This window comes from Viridibacillus sp. FSL H8-0110 (assembly GCF_038003565.1).
Lineage (GTDB): Bacteria > Bacillota > Bacilli > Bacillales_A > Planococcaceae > Viridibacillus > Viridibacillus arenosi.
Genome location: NZ_JBBOPJ010000001.1, coordinates 2,830,915 through 2,847,990 on the forward strand (window position 1 = coordinate 2,830,915; position 17,076 = coordinate 2,847,990).

17 protein-coding genes are annotated in these 17,076 nt (G+C 33.1%); 8 read left to right on the top strand and 9 right to left on the bottom strand.

What is annotated here, in order from left to right; translation table 11 throughout:
• Nucleotides 1-108: 108 nt before the first annotated feature.
• The 3 genes from MHH98_RS14185 to MHH98_RS14195 all read right to left on the bottom strand — a co-directional run bounded on the left by MHH98_RS14185 (nucleotide 109) and on the right by MHH98_RS14195 (nucleotide 2,504).
• On the bottom strand, nucleotides 109-435 hold the full coding sequence (locus MHH98_RS14185) for a hypothetical protein (RefSeq protein ID WP_143690965.1): 327 nt from the start codon (nucleotides 433-435) through the stop codon (nucleotides 109-111).
• Nucleotides 436-828: 393 nt separating this feature from the next.
• A complete protein-coding gene (locus MHH98_RS14190; protein ID WP_340713114.1) occupies nucleotides 829-1,371 on the bottom strand; it encodes a DUF402 domain-containing protein in 543 nt (180 codons plus the stop codon).
• A gap of 29 nt (nucleotides 1,372-1,400) precedes the next feature.
• A complete protein-coding gene (locus tag MHH98_RS14195; protein ID WP_340713116.1) occupies nucleotides 1,401-2,504 on the bottom strand; it encodes a diguanylate cyclase in 1,104 nt (367 codons plus the stop codon).
• A 416-nt stretch (nucleotides 2,505-2,920) separates the two neighbouring features.
• On the opposite strand from MHH98_RS14195, the gene MHH98_RS14200 reads away from it, so the two are divergent.
• On the top strand, nucleotides 2,921-3,394 hold the full coding sequence (locus tag MHH98_RS14200; RefSeq protein ID WP_076035425.1) for a low molecular weight protein-tyrosine-phosphatase: 474 nt from the start codon (nucleotides 2,921-2,923) through the stop codon (nucleotides 3,392-3,394).
• A gap of 151 nt (nucleotides 3,395-3,545) precedes the next feature.
• Nucleotides 3,546-4,367, top strand: a complete 822-nt coding sequence (locus MHH98_RS14205; protein ID WP_038189799.1) for an exonuclease domain-containing protein — start codon at nucleotides 3,546-3,548, stop codon at nucleotides 4,365-4,367.
• Nucleotides 4,368-4,488: 121 nt separating this feature from the next.
• Here MHH98_RS14205 and MHH98_RS14210 read toward each other — a convergent pair whose 3' ends face one another.
• Nucleotides 4,489-4,992, bottom strand: coding sequence for a GNAT family N-acetyltransferase (locus MHH98_RS14210; RefSeq protein WP_076065960.1), 504 nt, complete (start codon nucleotides 4,990-4,992; stop codon nucleotides 4,489-4,491).
• Nucleotides 4,993-5,289: 297 nt separating this feature from the next.
• Complete coding sequence (gene ade, locus MHH98_RS14215) at nucleotides 5,290-7,041, bottom strand: adenine deaminase (RefSeq protein ID WP_076035423.1); 1,752 nt, start codon at nucleotides 7,039-7,041, stop codon at nucleotides 5,290-5,292.
• Between the two features lie 155 nt (nucleotides 7,042-7,196).
• Here ade and MHH98_RS14220 point away from each other — a divergent pair, with 155 nt between their 5' ends.
• Entirely contained in the window at nucleotides 7,197-7,691 is a 495-nt protein-coding gene (locus MHH98_RS14220) for a DUF1648 domain-containing protein (protein ID WP_076065958.1), read from the top strand.
• Between the two features lie 53 nt (nucleotides 7,692-7,744).
• Here the strand turns inward: MHH98_RS14220 and MHH98_RS14225 are convergent, their stop codons facing one another.
• Nucleotides 7,745-8,479: an SH3 domain-containing protein gene (locus MHH98_RS14225; protein ID WP_340713117.1), complete on the bottom strand. Its 735-nt coding sequence runs from the start codon at nucleotides 8,477-8,479 to the stop codon at nucleotides 7,745-7,747.
• 235 nt (nucleotides 8,480-8,714) lie between these two features.
• On the opposite strand from MHH98_RS14225, the gene MHH98_RS14230 reads away from it, so the two are divergent.
• The 3 genes from MHH98_RS14230 to MHH98_RS14240 all read left to right on the top strand — a co-directional run bounded on the left by MHH98_RS14230 (nucleotide 8,715) and on the right by MHH98_RS14240 (nucleotide 11,065).
• Nucleotides 8,715-9,548 carry a transporter substrate-binding domain-containing protein gene (locus MHH98_RS14230; protein ID WP_038189807.1) on the top strand — a complete coding sequence of 278 codons (834 nt, stop codon included), beginning with the start codon at nucleotides 8,715-8,717 and terminating at the stop codon, nucleotides 9,546-9,548.
• Between the two features lie 110 nt (nucleotides 9,549-9,658).
• Entirely contained in the window at nucleotides 9,659-10,321 is a 663-nt protein-coding gene (locus tag MHH98_RS14235; RefSeq protein WP_038189810.1) for an amino acid ABC transporter permease, read from the top strand.
• Between the two features lie 15 nt (nucleotides 10,322-10,336).
• Nucleotides 10,337-11,065: an amino acid ABC transporter ATP-binding protein gene (locus tag MHH98_RS14240; RefSeq protein WP_038189811.1), complete on the top strand. Its 729-nt coding sequence runs from the start codon at nucleotides 10,337-10,339 to the stop codon at nucleotides 11,063-11,065.
• Between the two features lie 153 nt (nucleotides 11,066-11,218).
• Here the strand turns inward: MHH98_RS14240 and MHH98_RS14245 are convergent, their stop codons facing one another.
• The 3 genes from MHH98_RS14245 to MHH98_RS14255 all read right to left on the bottom strand — a co-directional run bounded on the left by MHH98_RS14245 (nucleotide 11,219) and on the right by MHH98_RS14255 (nucleotide 14,227).
• Nucleotides 11,219-11,725 carry a GNAT family N-acetyltransferase gene (locus MHH98_RS14245; RefSeq protein WP_340709179.1) on the bottom strand — a complete coding sequence of 169 codons (507 nt, stop codon included), beginning with the start codon at nucleotides 11,723-11,725 and terminating at the stop codon, nucleotides 11,219-11,221.
• 210 nt (nucleotides 11,726-11,935) lie between these two features.
• On the bottom strand, nucleotides 11,936-12,091 hold the full coding sequence (locus MHH98_RS14250) for a hypothetical protein (protein ID WP_168170736.1): 156 nt from the start codon (nucleotides 12,089-12,091) through the stop codon (nucleotides 11,936-11,938).
• 75 nt (nucleotides 12,092-12,166) lie between these two features.
• Nucleotides 12,167-14,227 carry a DNA methyltransferase gene (locus tag MHH98_RS14255; protein WP_143691546.1) on the bottom strand — a complete coding sequence of 687 codons (2,061 nt, stop codon included), beginning with the start codon at nucleotides 14,225-14,227 and terminating at the stop codon, nucleotides 12,167-12,169.
• Nucleotides 14,228-14,392: 165 nt separating this feature from the next.
• On the opposite strand from MHH98_RS14255, the gene MHH98_RS14260 reads away from it, so the two are divergent.
• Complete coding sequence (locus MHH98_RS14260; RefSeq protein WP_076035418.1) at nucleotides 14,393-15,811, top strand: GGDEF domain-containing protein; 1,419 nt, start codon at nucleotides 14,393-14,395, stop codon at nucleotides 15,809-15,811.
• Nucleotides 15,812-15,944: 133 nt separating this feature from the next.
• Nucleotides 15,945-17,045 (top strand): DNA alkylation repair protein, encoded by a 1,101-nt coding sequence (locus MHH98_RS14265; protein ID WP_340713122.1) that lies wholly within the window; start codon nucleotides 15,945-15,947, stop codon nucleotides 17,043-17,045.
• Nucleotides 17,046-17,076: the final 31 nt, after the last annotated feature.

Sequence of the window (17,076 nt, forward strand, 5' to 3'; positions counted from 1 at the left end):
TTAGTTGCAGCCCTGCTTCTTTATTAGTTTATATTTGTTTACTTTTAGGCAGATGTTTTCTAGTATACTAATCTTCATTATTAAATATCTTTTGCTTAAGCTATTCATCTAAAACTCTACTTTATATTTCGCTATTTGTCTGCTTAATTCATCGAACCACTTTTTGTCATTAGTATCTAACGCTAATTCTTGTAGCGCTAGTAAATCTTGTAGTTGCAATTTGTCTTCGTCATTTAGTTTTAAATTTTCGAATTGAACAATGCGATCTTTTTGTTGTACACCATCAAAAAATTTAACAACTGCAGCTTTTCCCTCTGCATCAATAGATAAAATATAACCATCAAGATTTTGAGAAATCACCCATTTACCAATATCCTTTTTCATTAATTCCATCTGCATCATTCCTTTCACTAGCTCGAATTTGTGTAGATTCATTTGCTGGCTTCTAGAAAATACAAAAAAATCCGCTTGCATGTACATGACTTCATATTCAGAATTTTTATCTTCTAAAATGATTTCAATAAGGCTAGCGGATAATTTTAGTTTTTAATATTACTATATTCTATCACTTAATTTCTGAATAGTAAATTAATTAATAGGAAATATAATTTTATATTTATGATGAATAAGAAAGAAATATACCTTTAAATTTTCTAAGAAGTTGTAGCTTTGAAACATAGAAAGAGCATGATTTAAAAAAAGAAGAATCAAAACATACCCTATCCTATTTACTAGGATTGTTCTTTTATAAAAAATATTGATCATTTTGTATTCGCTAATCAACTAATTCACCAGTTTTTGAAAGTTCAAATCAAAAAAACAAACGTTTTAATATTTTCTGTTGTTCAACAAAAGAAGGAGTTCTTCATGTTTATAGAGATTCTCAGTTTCTGAAATAATTTGAGAAAGAAGCATATCAAGTGACTCTGTTAATGAGTTCAGAGTTTGTTGGACAAATCCATCTTCAAATTGATTTAACGGCTCAGGTAACTCATCTTCATCTAAAATAAAATAGTCTCCATTCGGAAGTACCAAAATATCAATAATCAAGTCTTCAAACGATACCAAATTATCTATCATATATGTATTTTTTACGATATTAAAATAGGAACCTATATAATTCCCTTTATTATCTCTCCATATATATAGATTATACGGACGATTTTTCCAGTAATATGCAATTGTATAACTACCTTTAGAAATGGTTAACTTTGTTTGGTTTGCTATCATCGTGAAGGAATTCATTATTTCATGAAAAAGTACAAAATTTTGATTTTGAGCTTTTAACAGGATACAACTATACTCTACAACTGTAGAGTCATACCGTATTTTTCTTTCATTTACTTTATCCCCTCGTTGAATAGGTGACATAATTTTAGTTTTCCCTCTCAATAAATACTCTATTCCGCACCTACAGTTATCGAAATACGTTTAGTATGAACCTCTAATGCTTCGATTTGATCTCTCCCTTTTTCCTTTGCGATATACAAGTTCTGATCTGCTCGTTTCACTGCTTCTTGTAAATTCATACCTTTCTTCAATTCCGCAATACCAATAGAGACCGTTACATATGTTGATAAATCCTCATCAATATAAAATGGGGTAGTACGTATCTCTTTTTGAATTGCCTCAAGGTACTGAACAGCCTGATCAAAATTAGTATGTCCTTGGTATATGATAAATTCTTCGCCACCATATCTCCCAACCTTTACATACTCATTTTCATAGTTTTTAAATATGCTTCCAATCTCACTTAAAATTTGATCACCTACTACATGACCATATGTATCATTTAACTTCTTAAAATAATCAAGATCAACCATCGCTAAATAGTGATTTTCATTTGTTGCTTTTCTCTTTTCTTCTACAATTTCAAAGAACTTATTTCGATTTAATAACTTCGTTAATGAGTCATGCCAAGCTATAAATTCTAGTTGATTATTCAAATTGTATCGTTTTCGTTCCATCAAAACAAAATAATACAAAACAGATGCTGCTCCTAGCAATGAAGTATATCGTAAAAAAAATATGCTTTTAAATATTTCTAGGCCGTTTGGAATAATAAAAATAATAGGAAAATCTGAGATAAACCAACATGACGTAAAAAGAAGAATCTTATCTAAATAACTACTAGAAAATTTGTTGTTTTTATAGACAGCTAATGTTAATAAGGTAGGACCAATCATACCAAATAAGATACCCGGTATAGTACCCACCCCCCCTATCAAAACACGCCAAACACATACAATCAATAAGATGGGAAGTGTCAATCTCCAATTACCAAAATAAGCTAAAAAAATTAACGGAATCATTCTTAAATCTACTCGATACCCCTCAAATTCGATTGGTAAATAAAACATTGTGATAACTGATGCTGAAACTGTCATAACGAGTAAAAAAAGATATAGCATATTCGGTAAGTGTTTTTTGTAATTATTAAGTGCCTGGATGATTAAATGCATTAATAAAATAATCGATAGATTCGATAAAATCGATTGAAGCATATTTACTACCCCTTTTATAAATAACTGCAAAAAAACGAATGCACAAATATTATTTTTAGCTAAATTAGGTGTTTATACGACACCATTATTCATATAAAAAATACTGATTCTTCAATAACAAAGCAATAATTTATTTGCATTTCGTTTCACTTTATTAATTAATTGATTTATTAAATACTCTTTTAAATAATTGATTTAACTTTTCAATCAACATTATTATGATACCATAAACCCCCTTCTAGCACACTATAAAATTAGTACCTTTGAACTATAATTAATTTAAGAACAATTATCACCTTTTTAACTAAAAATAAACTATAAACTTGTCTTCAATCCATAATCGTCGTAAAATTGATTATATAAGCCCATAAGCACTCGAAGTATCAAAAATATTCTTTCGTATAGGAGATATAGATATGATTAACGTTTTATTTGTCTGCCTCGGGAACATTTGCCGCTCACCTATGGCCGAAGCATTATTCCGAGACTTATTAAAGAAAGAAAACTTAGATGACAAAGTGACAGTTGATTCTGCAGCTACAGGATCATGGCATATTGGAGAACCTCCGCACGAAGGTACGCTTGCAATTTTAGAGAAAAATAATATTTCTTCTGCTGGTATGGCTGGTCGTCAATTGAAAAAAGAAGATTTTGAGCAATTTGAATATATAGTAGGTATGGATAATAGTAATATCATGAATATTTACGAAATGACGGGTCAACCTAATCATCCGAAAATCCTGCGTCTACTCGATCTAACAGATCATAAAAAAGATGTCCCTGACCCATATTTTACTGGCGACTTCCAGGAGACATATGACCTTGTTACTGAAGGTTGCCACGCATTACTTGAAAAGATTCGTAGTGAACATAATTTAACTTATTCATAAGAAAATCCCGCCAATATAGTAGTTGGCGGGATTTCATTTTCATTGCAATTTAACGAGAAAGATCATCCAGTATTATTACTGCACAGTACCCATTTTTTAAAAAATAATTGTTATAATAGATTAATATTTTTTCAACTTAGGAGGATTTCATATGGATTTTGTAGCCATTGATATTGAAACAGCCAACCAATGGCGCGATAGTATTTGTTCGATCGGATTAGTAAAAGTGGTGAACGGAGAAATCCAAGACACCCTATATACATATATCAATCCAGAACAACCATTTGATGAGTATCATACACATCAACATGGTTTAACAACTGAAATGGTACAACTTGCGCCGACCTTTAAAGAATTCTATCCAACATTATGTCGTTGGCTAAACAATCAATATGTTGTTGCGCATTATGTCAAATATGATGAAAATGTCATTCAAGAATCATGCGAGAGTATTCAACAACTTCCCCCTTATTGTCAATACGGATGTTCATTCGAATTAGCTCAAAAATCTTTTCCAGATTTACCAAATTATAAATTAACCTCTGTTGCATCTAATTTATCAATCCCATTATCTATGGAGAATGCTGACTTGATTGCTAGCATTGTACTTACAATTAGTAAGATGAAAAATATTCAACATATAAATAGCTTATTCAATCTTTCTATCGAGAATAGTCAAAATGTAACTTCAAGTATAAAGGGGCCTTTTTTCAAAGGAAAAACGGTTGTCTTTACTGGTGGCTTACAAGGCATGACTCGTTCCTCTGCTGCGCAAAAATTACGGCAAGTAGGGGGTATCTTTAGCAATGTAGTATCTAAACAGACCGATTATTTAGTCATTAGTCGCAATAGTATTGAACGCTCTGAGTCCGGTCATAAAAGTAGTAAATTTCTGAAAGCTGAACAACTAATTGCTACAGGACACTCGATTCAGCTTATGCATGAAGAACTTTTTATTGATAAATTGAAATAGAGTTTGGAATAAGCACTACTGTACAAATCCAATCTAACGAACGAGATATATGTTATTTTCCAGACATAAAAGAGCCAACATTAAAATGCTGGCTCTTAGCTTTTTGATTTTGTAAAATATTTCAGAAAAATCTCCAGAAGTAGCAGTATTCCGTTTCCTTATAGATTTCTGCTCCTGATTTTTCTAACACCCTATGCGATGCAATATTGTTTTTATCAGTATCTGCTATAACAAACTTAACCTCAGGCTGATTTAACAACCAACTTTTAATATTATTAACGGCTTCAGTCATATAGCCTTTTCCCTGATATTGAGGAAGAGTGTAATAACCAATAATTACTTCACCATCTTCATTTGGGCGACCTTTTAACATGATACCACCAACTGTACAGTTTTTATCTCTCGATATAATTAGCCAATTGGTGCACCATATATAATCTTGCTGATTCTCCCTTACTTTTGATAGCCTGAATTTCAGAGCTAGTTTAAGCTCTTCATTCAAGAATTCATCTGATGCATTTAAAGATAACTTTATTTCTACTTCTCTTTGATTATGAATTAGTAACTTCAAGTTTTCTAGATTTAATGGTATTAGTTTTAGTCTTTCTGTATTTAATTCAACCATTCTTCCACTCCTATCATAATTTTCATGTCACTTATATTGACTCTAAAGCAAAATTATAAATAGGTATTTATTATTGGCAGCAGCCCCCAGTTAAATTATTTACTGTAGACAAACTCGAAAAAATCTAGATTTATCTATAGCTTTTTTATTTTAAATAAATATAAATATATAAGACCGTTGATTTCCGCTACGGTGGACGCTTTCCGCGGGCGTGCGCCAAGTCGCTTCGTCGCTACGCTCCAATCAACTACTCATGTAATAAAACAAATTATTATTCAAACTAGCTTTTTTGATAGTCTACTCTACTTCAACAGCAATGTGTTTGAAATTTACTACATCAAATAATCCGGTATCTGTTAGTTTTATGTCTGGTATTACAGGTAAGCTAATGAACGATAATGTCAGAAATAGATGAAAGTCTAAATCTGGATTGAGCTGTAATAATGCTTCATGCAATTCGTACAGTTGTTTTTTTGCAATAGGAGCTGGTTGATCTGTCATTAGCCCTGCAACTGGCAAAGGAAGAGCACTTAATATTTGTCCTTCTGCTACAACAACATAGCCCCCTTGCATATTCTGCAATGCTTCAACAGCAAGTAACATGTCCTCGTCATTTGTTCCTAGCACAAGTGCATTGTGAGAATCGTGAGCAACAGTAGTCGCAACAGCTCCCTTTCGAAGTCCAAAGCCATGTGTGATACCAAGACCAATATTCCCAAGTTGATGATGACGTTCAATAACAGCCAATTTCAACATATCATTTTCTACTGAGGGTATGAAAACACCATCTTCAACAGTAACATCAGCTATCAACTTCGTCGTCATAATCTGATTTGGTTGAATTTCAATAACATTCGCTTTTGAGCCTTTTATAAAAGGAATCGCCAGATCGGATTCAGTCAATGCGGGAATATTCACAGATTGCATAATAGCAGTTGGAACATAATTTTCTCTTTGCTTCTTTTGTAGTATCTGACCATGTTCGGCAACCTTTTCGCCATTTTTCCATACAGTTTTTGGCTCACAACTATTGAGATCTTCGAGTAGAATAAAGTCTGCAATAAATCCTTCCGCTAAAGCACCCTTATGTAGTAGTTGATAGCAATTGGCTGCATTAAGTGTGGCTAACTGGATTGCTTGTAGCGGTTCCATTCCCTCTTCAATTGCGAGTGCAATGTCATAATTAATACTCCCCTCTTGCATGAGTTCGTCAAGATGTTTATCATCTGTACAAAATAGGAAGCGATGTGCATTTGTCGGTGTTACTGCAGGTAGTAATGCACGAAGATTTTTGGCTGCAGAACCTTCACGAATGAGTACATACATACCTTGCTTCACACGATTTCTAGCCTCATCTGCCGTTACGCATTCATGATCGGTTTGAATACCAGCGGCACGATATCCTCGTATTTGCTGAGGGGATAATCCCGCACCATGGCCATCGATAATTCTCTTAGTAGATTCAGTTTGTTCAATTTTCGCAAGCATCTTTTCATTAGCTTCTAATACGGCTGGAAAATCCATAACTTCAGCTAAACCAAGTACATCTGGATGAGTTAAGAATGGCGCTAAATTCTTAGCTTCTAACACTGCTCCAGAATTTTCAAATGATGTTGAAGGGACACTCGATGGTAGCATTACATGAATATCCATCGCTGCATTTTCAGCATTATCTAACATGTATTGAATCCCATTTACCCCAGAGACGTTAGCAATTTCATGTGGATCTGTAATCACCGTCGTAATTCCATGTGGTAGTAAAATACGGCTAAATTCTGATGGCGTTAACATCGATGATTCAATATGGATATGACCGTCAATAAGGCCTGGAATAACATATCTTCCTTGCGCATCTTCTTCATACTCTGCTTCAAATTGACCATCAGGATCAATTGCCACAATGTATTCTTCTGAGACAACAACATCAGCCATTCTCCATTGTAAGTTGAATACATCAGCTACCTGAGCATTTCGTAATATAAAATCAGCTTTTACTTTCTTCTGTGAACATAAAATTCTGCGTTGCCTACTAGTTATTTGGGGATTCATCAAGATACCTCCTAATTGTTCTGTAGTAACCTTTTTATATTTATACCATAAATATACTTGCAACAATAATTACTAATGTTAAAAATGGAGTATTTTAGTAATTATTATGAAACTTTCTCTTTCTTCGCTCGTAAACAAATAAAGGGGGTTATCACATGTTCAATCAACCTAAGTTAGTTATTCCCCGTTCTGCTGTGAGAACGACATTTGATATTTTGGCTATCGGAATATTTGTAGTAGCAATTATTTATGGAATTACACAATGGTCTAGTCTACCTTCTGAAGTTCCAACACATTATAATGCATTGGGTGTACCAGATGACTGGGGCCCGAGATGGATGTTCTTTTTACCACCAATTATAGGAGTAGTATTATGGTTATTCTGTCATGTACTGGAGCAAAAACCACATTTGCATAACTATAGTACATTAACAGCTGACAATACCGAAAGGCTTTATAAGAATTCCATGTTACTATTAAATTTTGTAAAAAATGAAATTCTATTGTTTTTCGCCTTTAATATTTGGAATGATGTGCATATAGCTCGTGGTGGTGAAAGTTTACTTGGAGTCTATGAGATGCCACTTTTCCTTGCCATCCTATTTGGTACAATCATTTTTTTTGTCGTACGTTTTTTCAAGCTCAGATAATAAATTAAAAGCTCAAGCCACGCAAACGTGGCTTGAGCTTTTTTGTACATTCTTCACTTTGTATACTTCGCCAATTGGAATTTTTTCTTACCGTTTAGTTTCCACATAACAATACCTTTCCCTGGTGCAATGTAATAATGGGAATACGTATTATAGATATTGTGATCTATTCGAACTTTGACAACTTCATTAATAGAGCCCGCTGCAGTTTTAACTGACATATTTACATCTTGGATTTGAATCTCATCTTGCTCATTTTTCCATTTTTCCCCCTTTGTTAATGGGTAGTTCAGTCGAAAACTTGTATGCCCTGTTGGGGATAAATAGGTGAAATGCTTGCTATTTTCCAAATAAGATGTTTCCACTCCATTTTTAGACTTTGCTTTAACACCTCCTTTTATTTTTACATAAGATTCGGTACTCTTTCCATAATAAATGTCTTCTTCATAATTTTTGTAAGTATAATTCCCTATTTTAGGTAGCAAATTCCCCGTCACTTTTTGTACAGCTTTTTTTGAGTTTAGATAGGTGGAAGAAACATAAGCTGTTCCTTTTTTATATTGAATTTTTGACCAGCCTTTTGATGTGCTAATCACTTTCACTTTCTCATTTTTCTTTAATTGACCCAATTTTTTTGAATTTGTTGTAGCTTTCATACGAATGTTTAATACATCTGCTTGTACATATTGTGTCATTAAACTCGTTTTTGCTTCTATCTTCGGCTGGTTAATGAAACTCACACTACTAATTAAGATTACAATAACAAGTATATATCTATATCGCTTCATTTTGGACACTCCTCCTATTTTAGATCAAAAACCTATTAATTCCATACAAACCATTATATAAAACTAAGTACCCGAAAATATCCAATTTAATCATTTTTTTAAACCTTAAATAAACAGAATTTTCAACCAACTATTAAATTCACTATTTATATTGGTATATTTACTACCTTACTCTCCATATATTAAGTTTAAAGATTTACTAGTTATAGCTATTTAATTGAAAGGAGGAGAAAGGGTGAAAAAGAGTTTACTAGTATTGCTATTGTTGATGAGTATGATTTTAACAGCATGTGGTGGAGGTGAGAGTGATAAGGCTGGTAATGCAGGTGAATCCACAATTGATCGTGTAAAGAAGGCTGGAAAATTGGTTGTTGGTACAGCTACAGGATATGCACCTTTTGAAATGGTCAATTTGAAAGAGGAGTTTGTCGGCTACGATATTGATACCGCGAAAGCAATAGGAAAGGCCTTAGATGTAAAGGTAGAATTTAAAGAATATTCATTTGATGGATTAATAGCTGCCTTGCAAGTTGGTGAAATTGATATGATCGTTTCAGGTATGACAATTACTGGTCCCCGAGCATTGTCTGTTAGTTTCCCTAATCCTTATTATCAAACAAAACAAGTAATGTTATTACCTGATACAGATAAGACGACAAAATCTTGGAAAGAACTGGATCAGAAAGGAAAGAAAATTGCAACTATTATAGGAACAACTGGTCAAATTTTTGCAAAAGCAAACTTTAAAAATGCAGAATTCAAAGATTACAGAGAAATGCCCGCTGCGGCTTTAGCGATGTTATCAGGTCAGTTAGATGCTGTTATCTATGACGAGTCTTCAGTACGTATTTGGCAAAAGCAAAATGGAAAATCTCATATCTTAGATGAGAATATTTCTGCTGAAAATTTGGGTATTGCCGTGGCTCACAATGATTTAGTAACAGTCCAATGGCTAAATTCATTCCTTTATAGTTATTTAGGTGGACCACAGGAATTAGCTTCACGTTCTTACTGGTTTGAAAGTGATGATTGGTACGGAGATATTAATACAAAAGTAGAAGCAGAATGATCAGTTAGGTAGAATACTTTGAAGATCTTATTTTATGGATTGTACGTATAAGGTCTTCAATCATTTTAATGCCCTTATATAAGTCATTTCAATGGAGGAGTTCCTACATTATGAGATATCAACCTGATTGGAGCGTTATCACAAATAATCTCGATATCTTTTTTAAAGGGATGTATTTGACGCTCGAAATTTCAGCATTATCTTTACTATTTGCTATACCGATTGGGATTCTTTTTGGAGTTGGTCGAATATCAAAAAACCCTATCATTCGTTTTATCTCTTCCGTGTATGTTGAAGTTATGCGTGGTGTTCCCCTGCTCGTTATATTGATTTGGATTCATCTCGTTCTTGGTCAGTTTTTAAAGCTTGGTGCTTATTGGGGATCGATTGTTTCTCTGGCTATATTCTCTGGTTCATTTATCGCGGAAATTGTTCGTGGGGGAATCCAATCTGTTCCGAAAGGTCAAATGGAAGCTGCTCGTTCATCTGGCATGTCCAATTTTCAAGCTATGCGTTTGATCATACTGCCTCAAGCTTTTAGAAAAACATTACCTCCTATGGCATCACAATTCATCATTCTTATTAAAGACTCATCACTTGTTTCAACCATTTCAGCTGTAGACTTAACATTAAAGGCGACAAATCTAGCTGCTATCTCTTATCGTTATATTGAAATATGGACATTCGTTGCTCTGTTATATTTTGCAATGACATTTACATTATCACTAATCATACGACAGTTTGAAAAACATTGGTTAAAAAGCGAGTATTAAGAAAGGGCTGATTGCATGATTTCCATTAACAGTGTCAATAAAAGCTTTGGCAACAATCAAGTTTTAGTAGATATCAATTTAGAGGTAGAAAAATCAAATGTAATTGCATTAATCGGACCAAGCGGTGCAGGAAAATCCACGCTCATTCGAGTGATCAATGCACTTGAAGAAATTGATAACGGGGAAATTATAGTAGATGGGACGTCAATTCATGATAAAAAAACGGATATCAATAAAGCCCGTACAAATATCGGTTTCGTATTTCAAAGCTTTAATTTGTACCCATTTCTAACTGCGCTTGAAAATGTCACAATAGCCCCTATTAAAGTAAAAGGAATGACGAAGGCTGAAGCAGAAAAAATGGGTATTGTGTTACTTAGTTCCCTTGGATTAGCTGACAAAATACACGTCCATCCCTCTCATCTTTCAGGTGGACAACAACAACGTGTCGCCATTGCACGAGCTTTGGCGATGGACCCGCAAATCATGCTCTTCGATGAGCCTACTTCTGCACTTGACCCTGAAATGGTTAAAGAAGTATTGGATGCCATTCGGAAGCTTGCAAAAGAAGGGATGACGATGATTGTTGTGACGCATGAAATGGGATTTGCACGCGAAATATGTGACAAAATTGTTTTTATGGCTGAAGGAAAAATTGTTGAAGTCAATTCACCTGATAAGTTTTTCACTGCCCCTGAATCTGAACGTGCAAAGACATTCTTATCAAAAGTTTTAAATCACTAATATCAATAAAAGTAAAAACTTATGTTATTGTATCCATACACAAAGTAAAATTTGTAATTTATACTAGAAGTAAAGAAAGGATAGATAAAGCAAAGAACCTTTATCCATCCTTTTTATAATAAAGCTGACATTATTTGAATCTATAAGTACTGTTTAGACATAAAGTTTCTTACTATTTTCAACAGCCAAATCAAAAAGGAATATTATTTCCTCTCCGTAATCACCCTCAAATCTAAATTTTTGTTCTATGAATCCAGCTTTTATGTATAAATTAATTGCTGCGATATTCGTATGATGAACAGTTAATATAATCTCATTCTTTTCAGGGAAGTGTTGCTTTGTTATTTTCGGCAATAATTTTAACACAGTAAGAGCAAATCCTTTTCTCTGGAACCGTGAGTCAATGGAGAACGATTTGAAAATAATACTATTCTCATTATTTGTATATATATTTTCACTTTTATTCGTATATAGGGCAAAACAGCCCACCAAATTTCCATCATAAATTACAACGAATGGCTGATTATATTGATCCTTCTTAAATGCAGCAATAACGTTAATAGGTAACGAAGTATAAATTGCTTGCTCTTCAGGTAAACAGTATTTACTGATAGCTGTAAAGTCACTTTCTTCAAAAGGCTTTATAACTAATTCACTCACCTATTTATCCTCCTATATTCTATTATTTATTTTCCAAGTATTACTTTTTGTATTTTAACATAGAGATTAGTTTTAATTTTTCGATTTTATATTCATTGAAAGATTTTTAGAGTACAAAAAAGCACACCACAACTAGAATTGTGATGTACTTTCTAAAAAAATCTATACCATATTAAACATGAAAATTAACTATTCAGTTTGTTTTTTCTTTTATTTTTTATCAACAAGAACTAATACAAGGGTAGCTATTGGACCTAAAAATAAAGATAGTAGAAACCAGTTGAATCCTGAACGATTCTTCCCCTGCGCAATACCTGCATTTATGAGCATAAGAGTACCCCAACCGACTACATATTGATTATCCATTATTTATCACGGCTTTCTTTTTTTATTACTATTTATACGGATAAAAAGGATTGTTGGTTTCAGAATAACACCTAACTATATTACTAGAACTTTTTCTACACCATTTTGCTTTAATATTTGCTGTGCCTTGTTGCGTATTGCTTCATTATGAAAACAATCTTCGTAGAATATCATACGACTAGGTTTTTTACTTGCTAAGATATTAATTTGGTCTAGTGATAGGTCCTCTTCAAGACAAATGAATACTGTACCTCCATTGACTGAAAAAACGGTACATCCCCCTAGTATGAATCGTTCAATTGGTAGTGCTATATCTATTCCTTGCTTGAGAAGTATTTCAAATAAAACGTCCTCTTCATTTCTTCCCTGTTTCACAGGTTGAGCTAAATTTAAAGGCATCTGTTCTACATTTGATAGGTATTCTTCCCATATTTTTAAATTCGTCGTATCTAGTTTGAAATTTTTAAAACCTAAATCATGGTGAGTGGAATGTTGTACCTCCCTTTTCATACATACCAAACGCTCTTTTCCAAGTTCTGATAATAACGGCTTTCTACCAACACTTTTTAAATAATCAATTAGTTTCTTTGTATCTTTTTTAGCTTCACTTGATAATTTCTCTTGTATTTGCTCAAGGTTTTCATTAATTTGCACCAGTATATAACGGAGTGATAGATTACTTTCAATATTGTATCGAACAGTCGCTTCGCCAAACGTCCCTGATCCAGCGAAAAAATCCATCACTATATCATCGTCTTTTAAAGCGACCATACTTAATAATCTTTTTATTAATTTTAAAGGTTTTTTACCGTTTCGATAATCCACAAATCCCTCTTTATCTAAACCGGTTGTTTTAATATCTGCCCAGAAATCACATGGATGTACGGTCAAATAATCATCAGCAAAAAGTATTTTAATACGTGGTGAATCCACAGCTGTATTATAGTGATTATTAATAAAATACAGCTTGTTATTTGGCGTGGTCATAACAAATGCTTGATTTCGATTTGTTTTTCTCTTTTCATCAGCAATAGCTTTGACACTAGCCGCTACTGAAACGGTTCTAATTATTCTCCAAGCATTAGAAAACAAGAATCCTTCAAAATCTTTTTTTTCAATGTTGTTCCTTTTTGCAAATTCAAAAACAGGGACTAATTGAATGTTTGCTAAAATGACATCACTTCTTTTAATGTCCTCTATAGTTCGATCTTCATTATCACGAATCTCTTTTAATTCTTCTATTTCTTTTTTATTTATATTTGTGAGAATTGTTTTATATTCATTATCCCATGTACTTTTAGGGATTCTTATTTTTTCAAATGTAGCATCTCTTTTTTTATAGCAAAGTACATATTCCTTTAATTTAGGAATTTTTCTTTTAACATGCGTCATTTTTACACCTGTTGGTTCAGACATCTTGACAACAATGGTCGTGACAAAATTCTCTTCCCCAAATATCTCATTGCAAATACGTTTTAAATTATCCACTTCATTATCGTCGATGGAGATAAAGATTACCCCTTCATCTGACAATAAGTTACGGGCGATTTTCAATCTCGGATACATCATATTTAACCATTCTGTATGAACTCTTCCGCTAGTCACTGCATTCGATTCTAAACTTTCATTCGTATGTTCTTTATAGTTTTTCATCGGGCCACGGAAGTTATCTTTATAAACAAAATTATTTCCAGTATTGTATGGAGGATCAATATAGATAAGCTTTACTCGATTATGATAACTATTTTGAAGTACTCGCAATACTTCTAAGTTATCCCCTTCAATATAAAGGTTTTTCGTTGTTTCCCAATCTAAACTCCCTGCAATATCAGGTCTTAAGGTTCCTGTCGTTTGCTTTTGGGCTGATTGTATCGCCTCTGTTTTACCATTCCATGTAAAATCAAACCGTTCTTTTTCAGTTTCTATCTGTTCACCTAATATCAATTGAAGCTTAGCAAAATCTATTTTGTTTTCTGTACAAATTTCCGGAAAAAGCTCTTTCATTTTTTCAATATTGTGCTGTACCGTATGAAAAGATTGACCAGCTAGTTTATCCATATAAGCGCACTCCTTTATATATGTAAAACTATACCAATTGTAAAAACTTCTTATTTGATAGTATATTCCCATTATCATAATAACTATTCAATCATTGTTCATTTATTATTTTCTCTATTTGTTGCAATTTTTTGGTATTAGCTAACATTTTGTAAACATATAGGTTAAAATAGTTCTTAAGTACCTTTTCTCCTGACCTTTGTTCTATTTTTATAAAGAATTAATATAAAGGTGGTTGTGTAAATGCTGTTAACAATTGACGAATTAAAAAATACAACGCACGCTACTTATTTATCCGGAAACCTCCAAGAGACTATTAAATTTGGGCATGAGCTAGTTGAAAAAGCTATGTTACAACAAGATAGGATTAGTATTCGTTCTGGCTATATGTACCTTGCAATTTCATACCATGCATTAGCTGATTTAAAAAACGCATTCCACTATATCTTTTTATACGATGAGTACTGTCAACAAAACAAAGAGGATTTGAGTGATCAAGAAAAAGAGAACCTTTATCTTCTTCTATTTTTTCTTTATGAATATAATGAAAACTGGGAAAAAGCAAGAGAAACAATAATTTTAAATATGGACCTATCCAAAAAACTTTATGCTACTGATATGATGTGCAATTGTTTTTGTAATTTAAGCAAGGTAGCTATTGCGGAGCAAAAATTTGACGAAGCACATGAATTTGCTTTGCATGGGTTGGATTTAGCATTATCAAAACATGCCGATATTCCCCAGCTTACGTTCCAGGCATTATGTAACCTTGTTGAGGCATCGTTAAAACTTACTCTACTAAATGATGCTACCAAGTATTTAAGTACATTATCAGCTTGTTTGGATGATTCTAACTCTATTAAGTGGCAAATCCTTTATTATCAATATGTCGGAGAGTTGTATTATTTGAAAGGTCAATTCGAAGTAAGTTATAAAGCAGCAACTACTTGCAAAGAACTAACGTCCAAAGCAGGGAATTTAGCTTCTAAAATAAGAATTATCTCACTGCTAATAGAGCTTTGTGAACGGTTAAATCACTTTGAAGACGGTTATTATTATTACAAAGAATATGTTGATATTTTACAAGAACTGAAACAAGCCGCTATCTATAAAACAACCCTCCAGCTAGAAATTCAACATCGTGTGGCAGCTATTCAAGAACGGTCAAACTTAGATGGCTTAACGAATATTTACAATCGTTATCATTTAGAAAATGTAGCAGCAAAGTGGTTATTAGAAGCAGCAAATGAAAAAACGAATGTTACTTGTCTAGTATTTGATATCGATAAATTCAAATCAATTAACGATCAATACGGACATTTAATTGGCGATGATGTCATCAAGCTAGTCGCAAACACTTGCAAAGAATTGTCCAATCTAGAAACAACCTTCGCAGCTCGTTTTGGTGGTGATGAATTTGTTATTTTACTCCGTCACCTAACATCAACTGAGGTAATGAAATTTGCAAATACTCTTAATCATACATTGGCTGCAATGAAGATACCTATAGAAGATACTATACTAACATTTACAGTTAGTATGGGCATGGCAACAAACCTAAAAGGCGAAATAAATTCTTTCCACGAGATCTTCAAAAATGCCGATATCGCTTTATATAATGCAAAAGAAAATGGACGAAATCAGATTAGGCAGTATGAGTGATCTATTATTAAAGGAATCACTACTTTATACCACTTTTCAAAATAAGGTATACTTAAACTTCTAATTCAGTAATGAGTCAGAAGTTTATTTTTTTATAGAAAGTATTATCTTTTTTAAAGGAGTAAAAAGAATTATGGCAGAACTACTAAAAGATGTTTATAATAAAGCGTTTTTTGAACAATTTTGTAAGAAGGTAACAAGCGTCTATCCAGAATTTAACGAACAGCAGTTCATGACTCTATTATTTGATGAAGAATGGGAACAACGTGAGTTAAAACAACGAACTAGACATATTACTCATACACTAAGAGCTACCTTACCCACTTCTTATCCGGATGCCATTGCTGTACTAAGTCAACTTGTTCCTGATTGCAAAGGTTTTGAGTACTTATTTTTCCCTGATTTTATAGAAGCTTATGGCTTATCAGATTGGGAAACTTCTATTGAAGCATTAAAACTCTTTACACTTACATCCAGCTCCGAATTTGCTGTACGCCCATTTATTGAAAAAGATCCGAAGAAAATGATGTCTATTATGGAAAAATGGGCAAGAGATGAAAATGAGCATGTGCGTAGATTGGCGAGTGAAGGGTGTCGACCGCGTCTTCCGTGGGGTCCTGCTTTGAAGATGTTTAAAAAAGACCCTACATCAATTATCCCTATTTTAGAGTTATTAAAAGCAGATGAAAGTGAATATGTCCGTAAAAGTGTGGCAAATAATTTAAATGATATAACAAAGGATCATCCTGAATTAGTGAAGTCCTTAGGTAAGAGTTGGATGGGTCATAACCCTAAAACAGATTGGATTATCAAACATGCTTGTAGAACCCTACTTAGACAAGCAGACCCGACTACACTCACATTGTTTGGATTCCATAACAATCCTATTGTTAAAATAAATGAGTTTGAACTTTCAACAGATCAACTAGCTATTGGTGAATCATTAACATTTCAGTTCACTTTTGCCAACCCCACTATAGATGCAGCAAAACTTCGGATCGAATATGGCATTGATTTTATGAAAGCAAATGGTATAACAAGAAGAAAGCTCTTTAAGATAACAGAAAATACGTATCTACCTGGAGAATATACTTATACTAGAAGTCATTCTTTTAAACAGTTATCTACTAGAAAACACTATCCAGGTGAACATCGAATAGCCATTGTCATTAATGGAGTAGAAATGGCTGGAATCGAGTTTGTATTGACTGAAGAAAAAAACAACGATAAATAAATTCAATGATTTTATGTTTTTTTCAATTCTT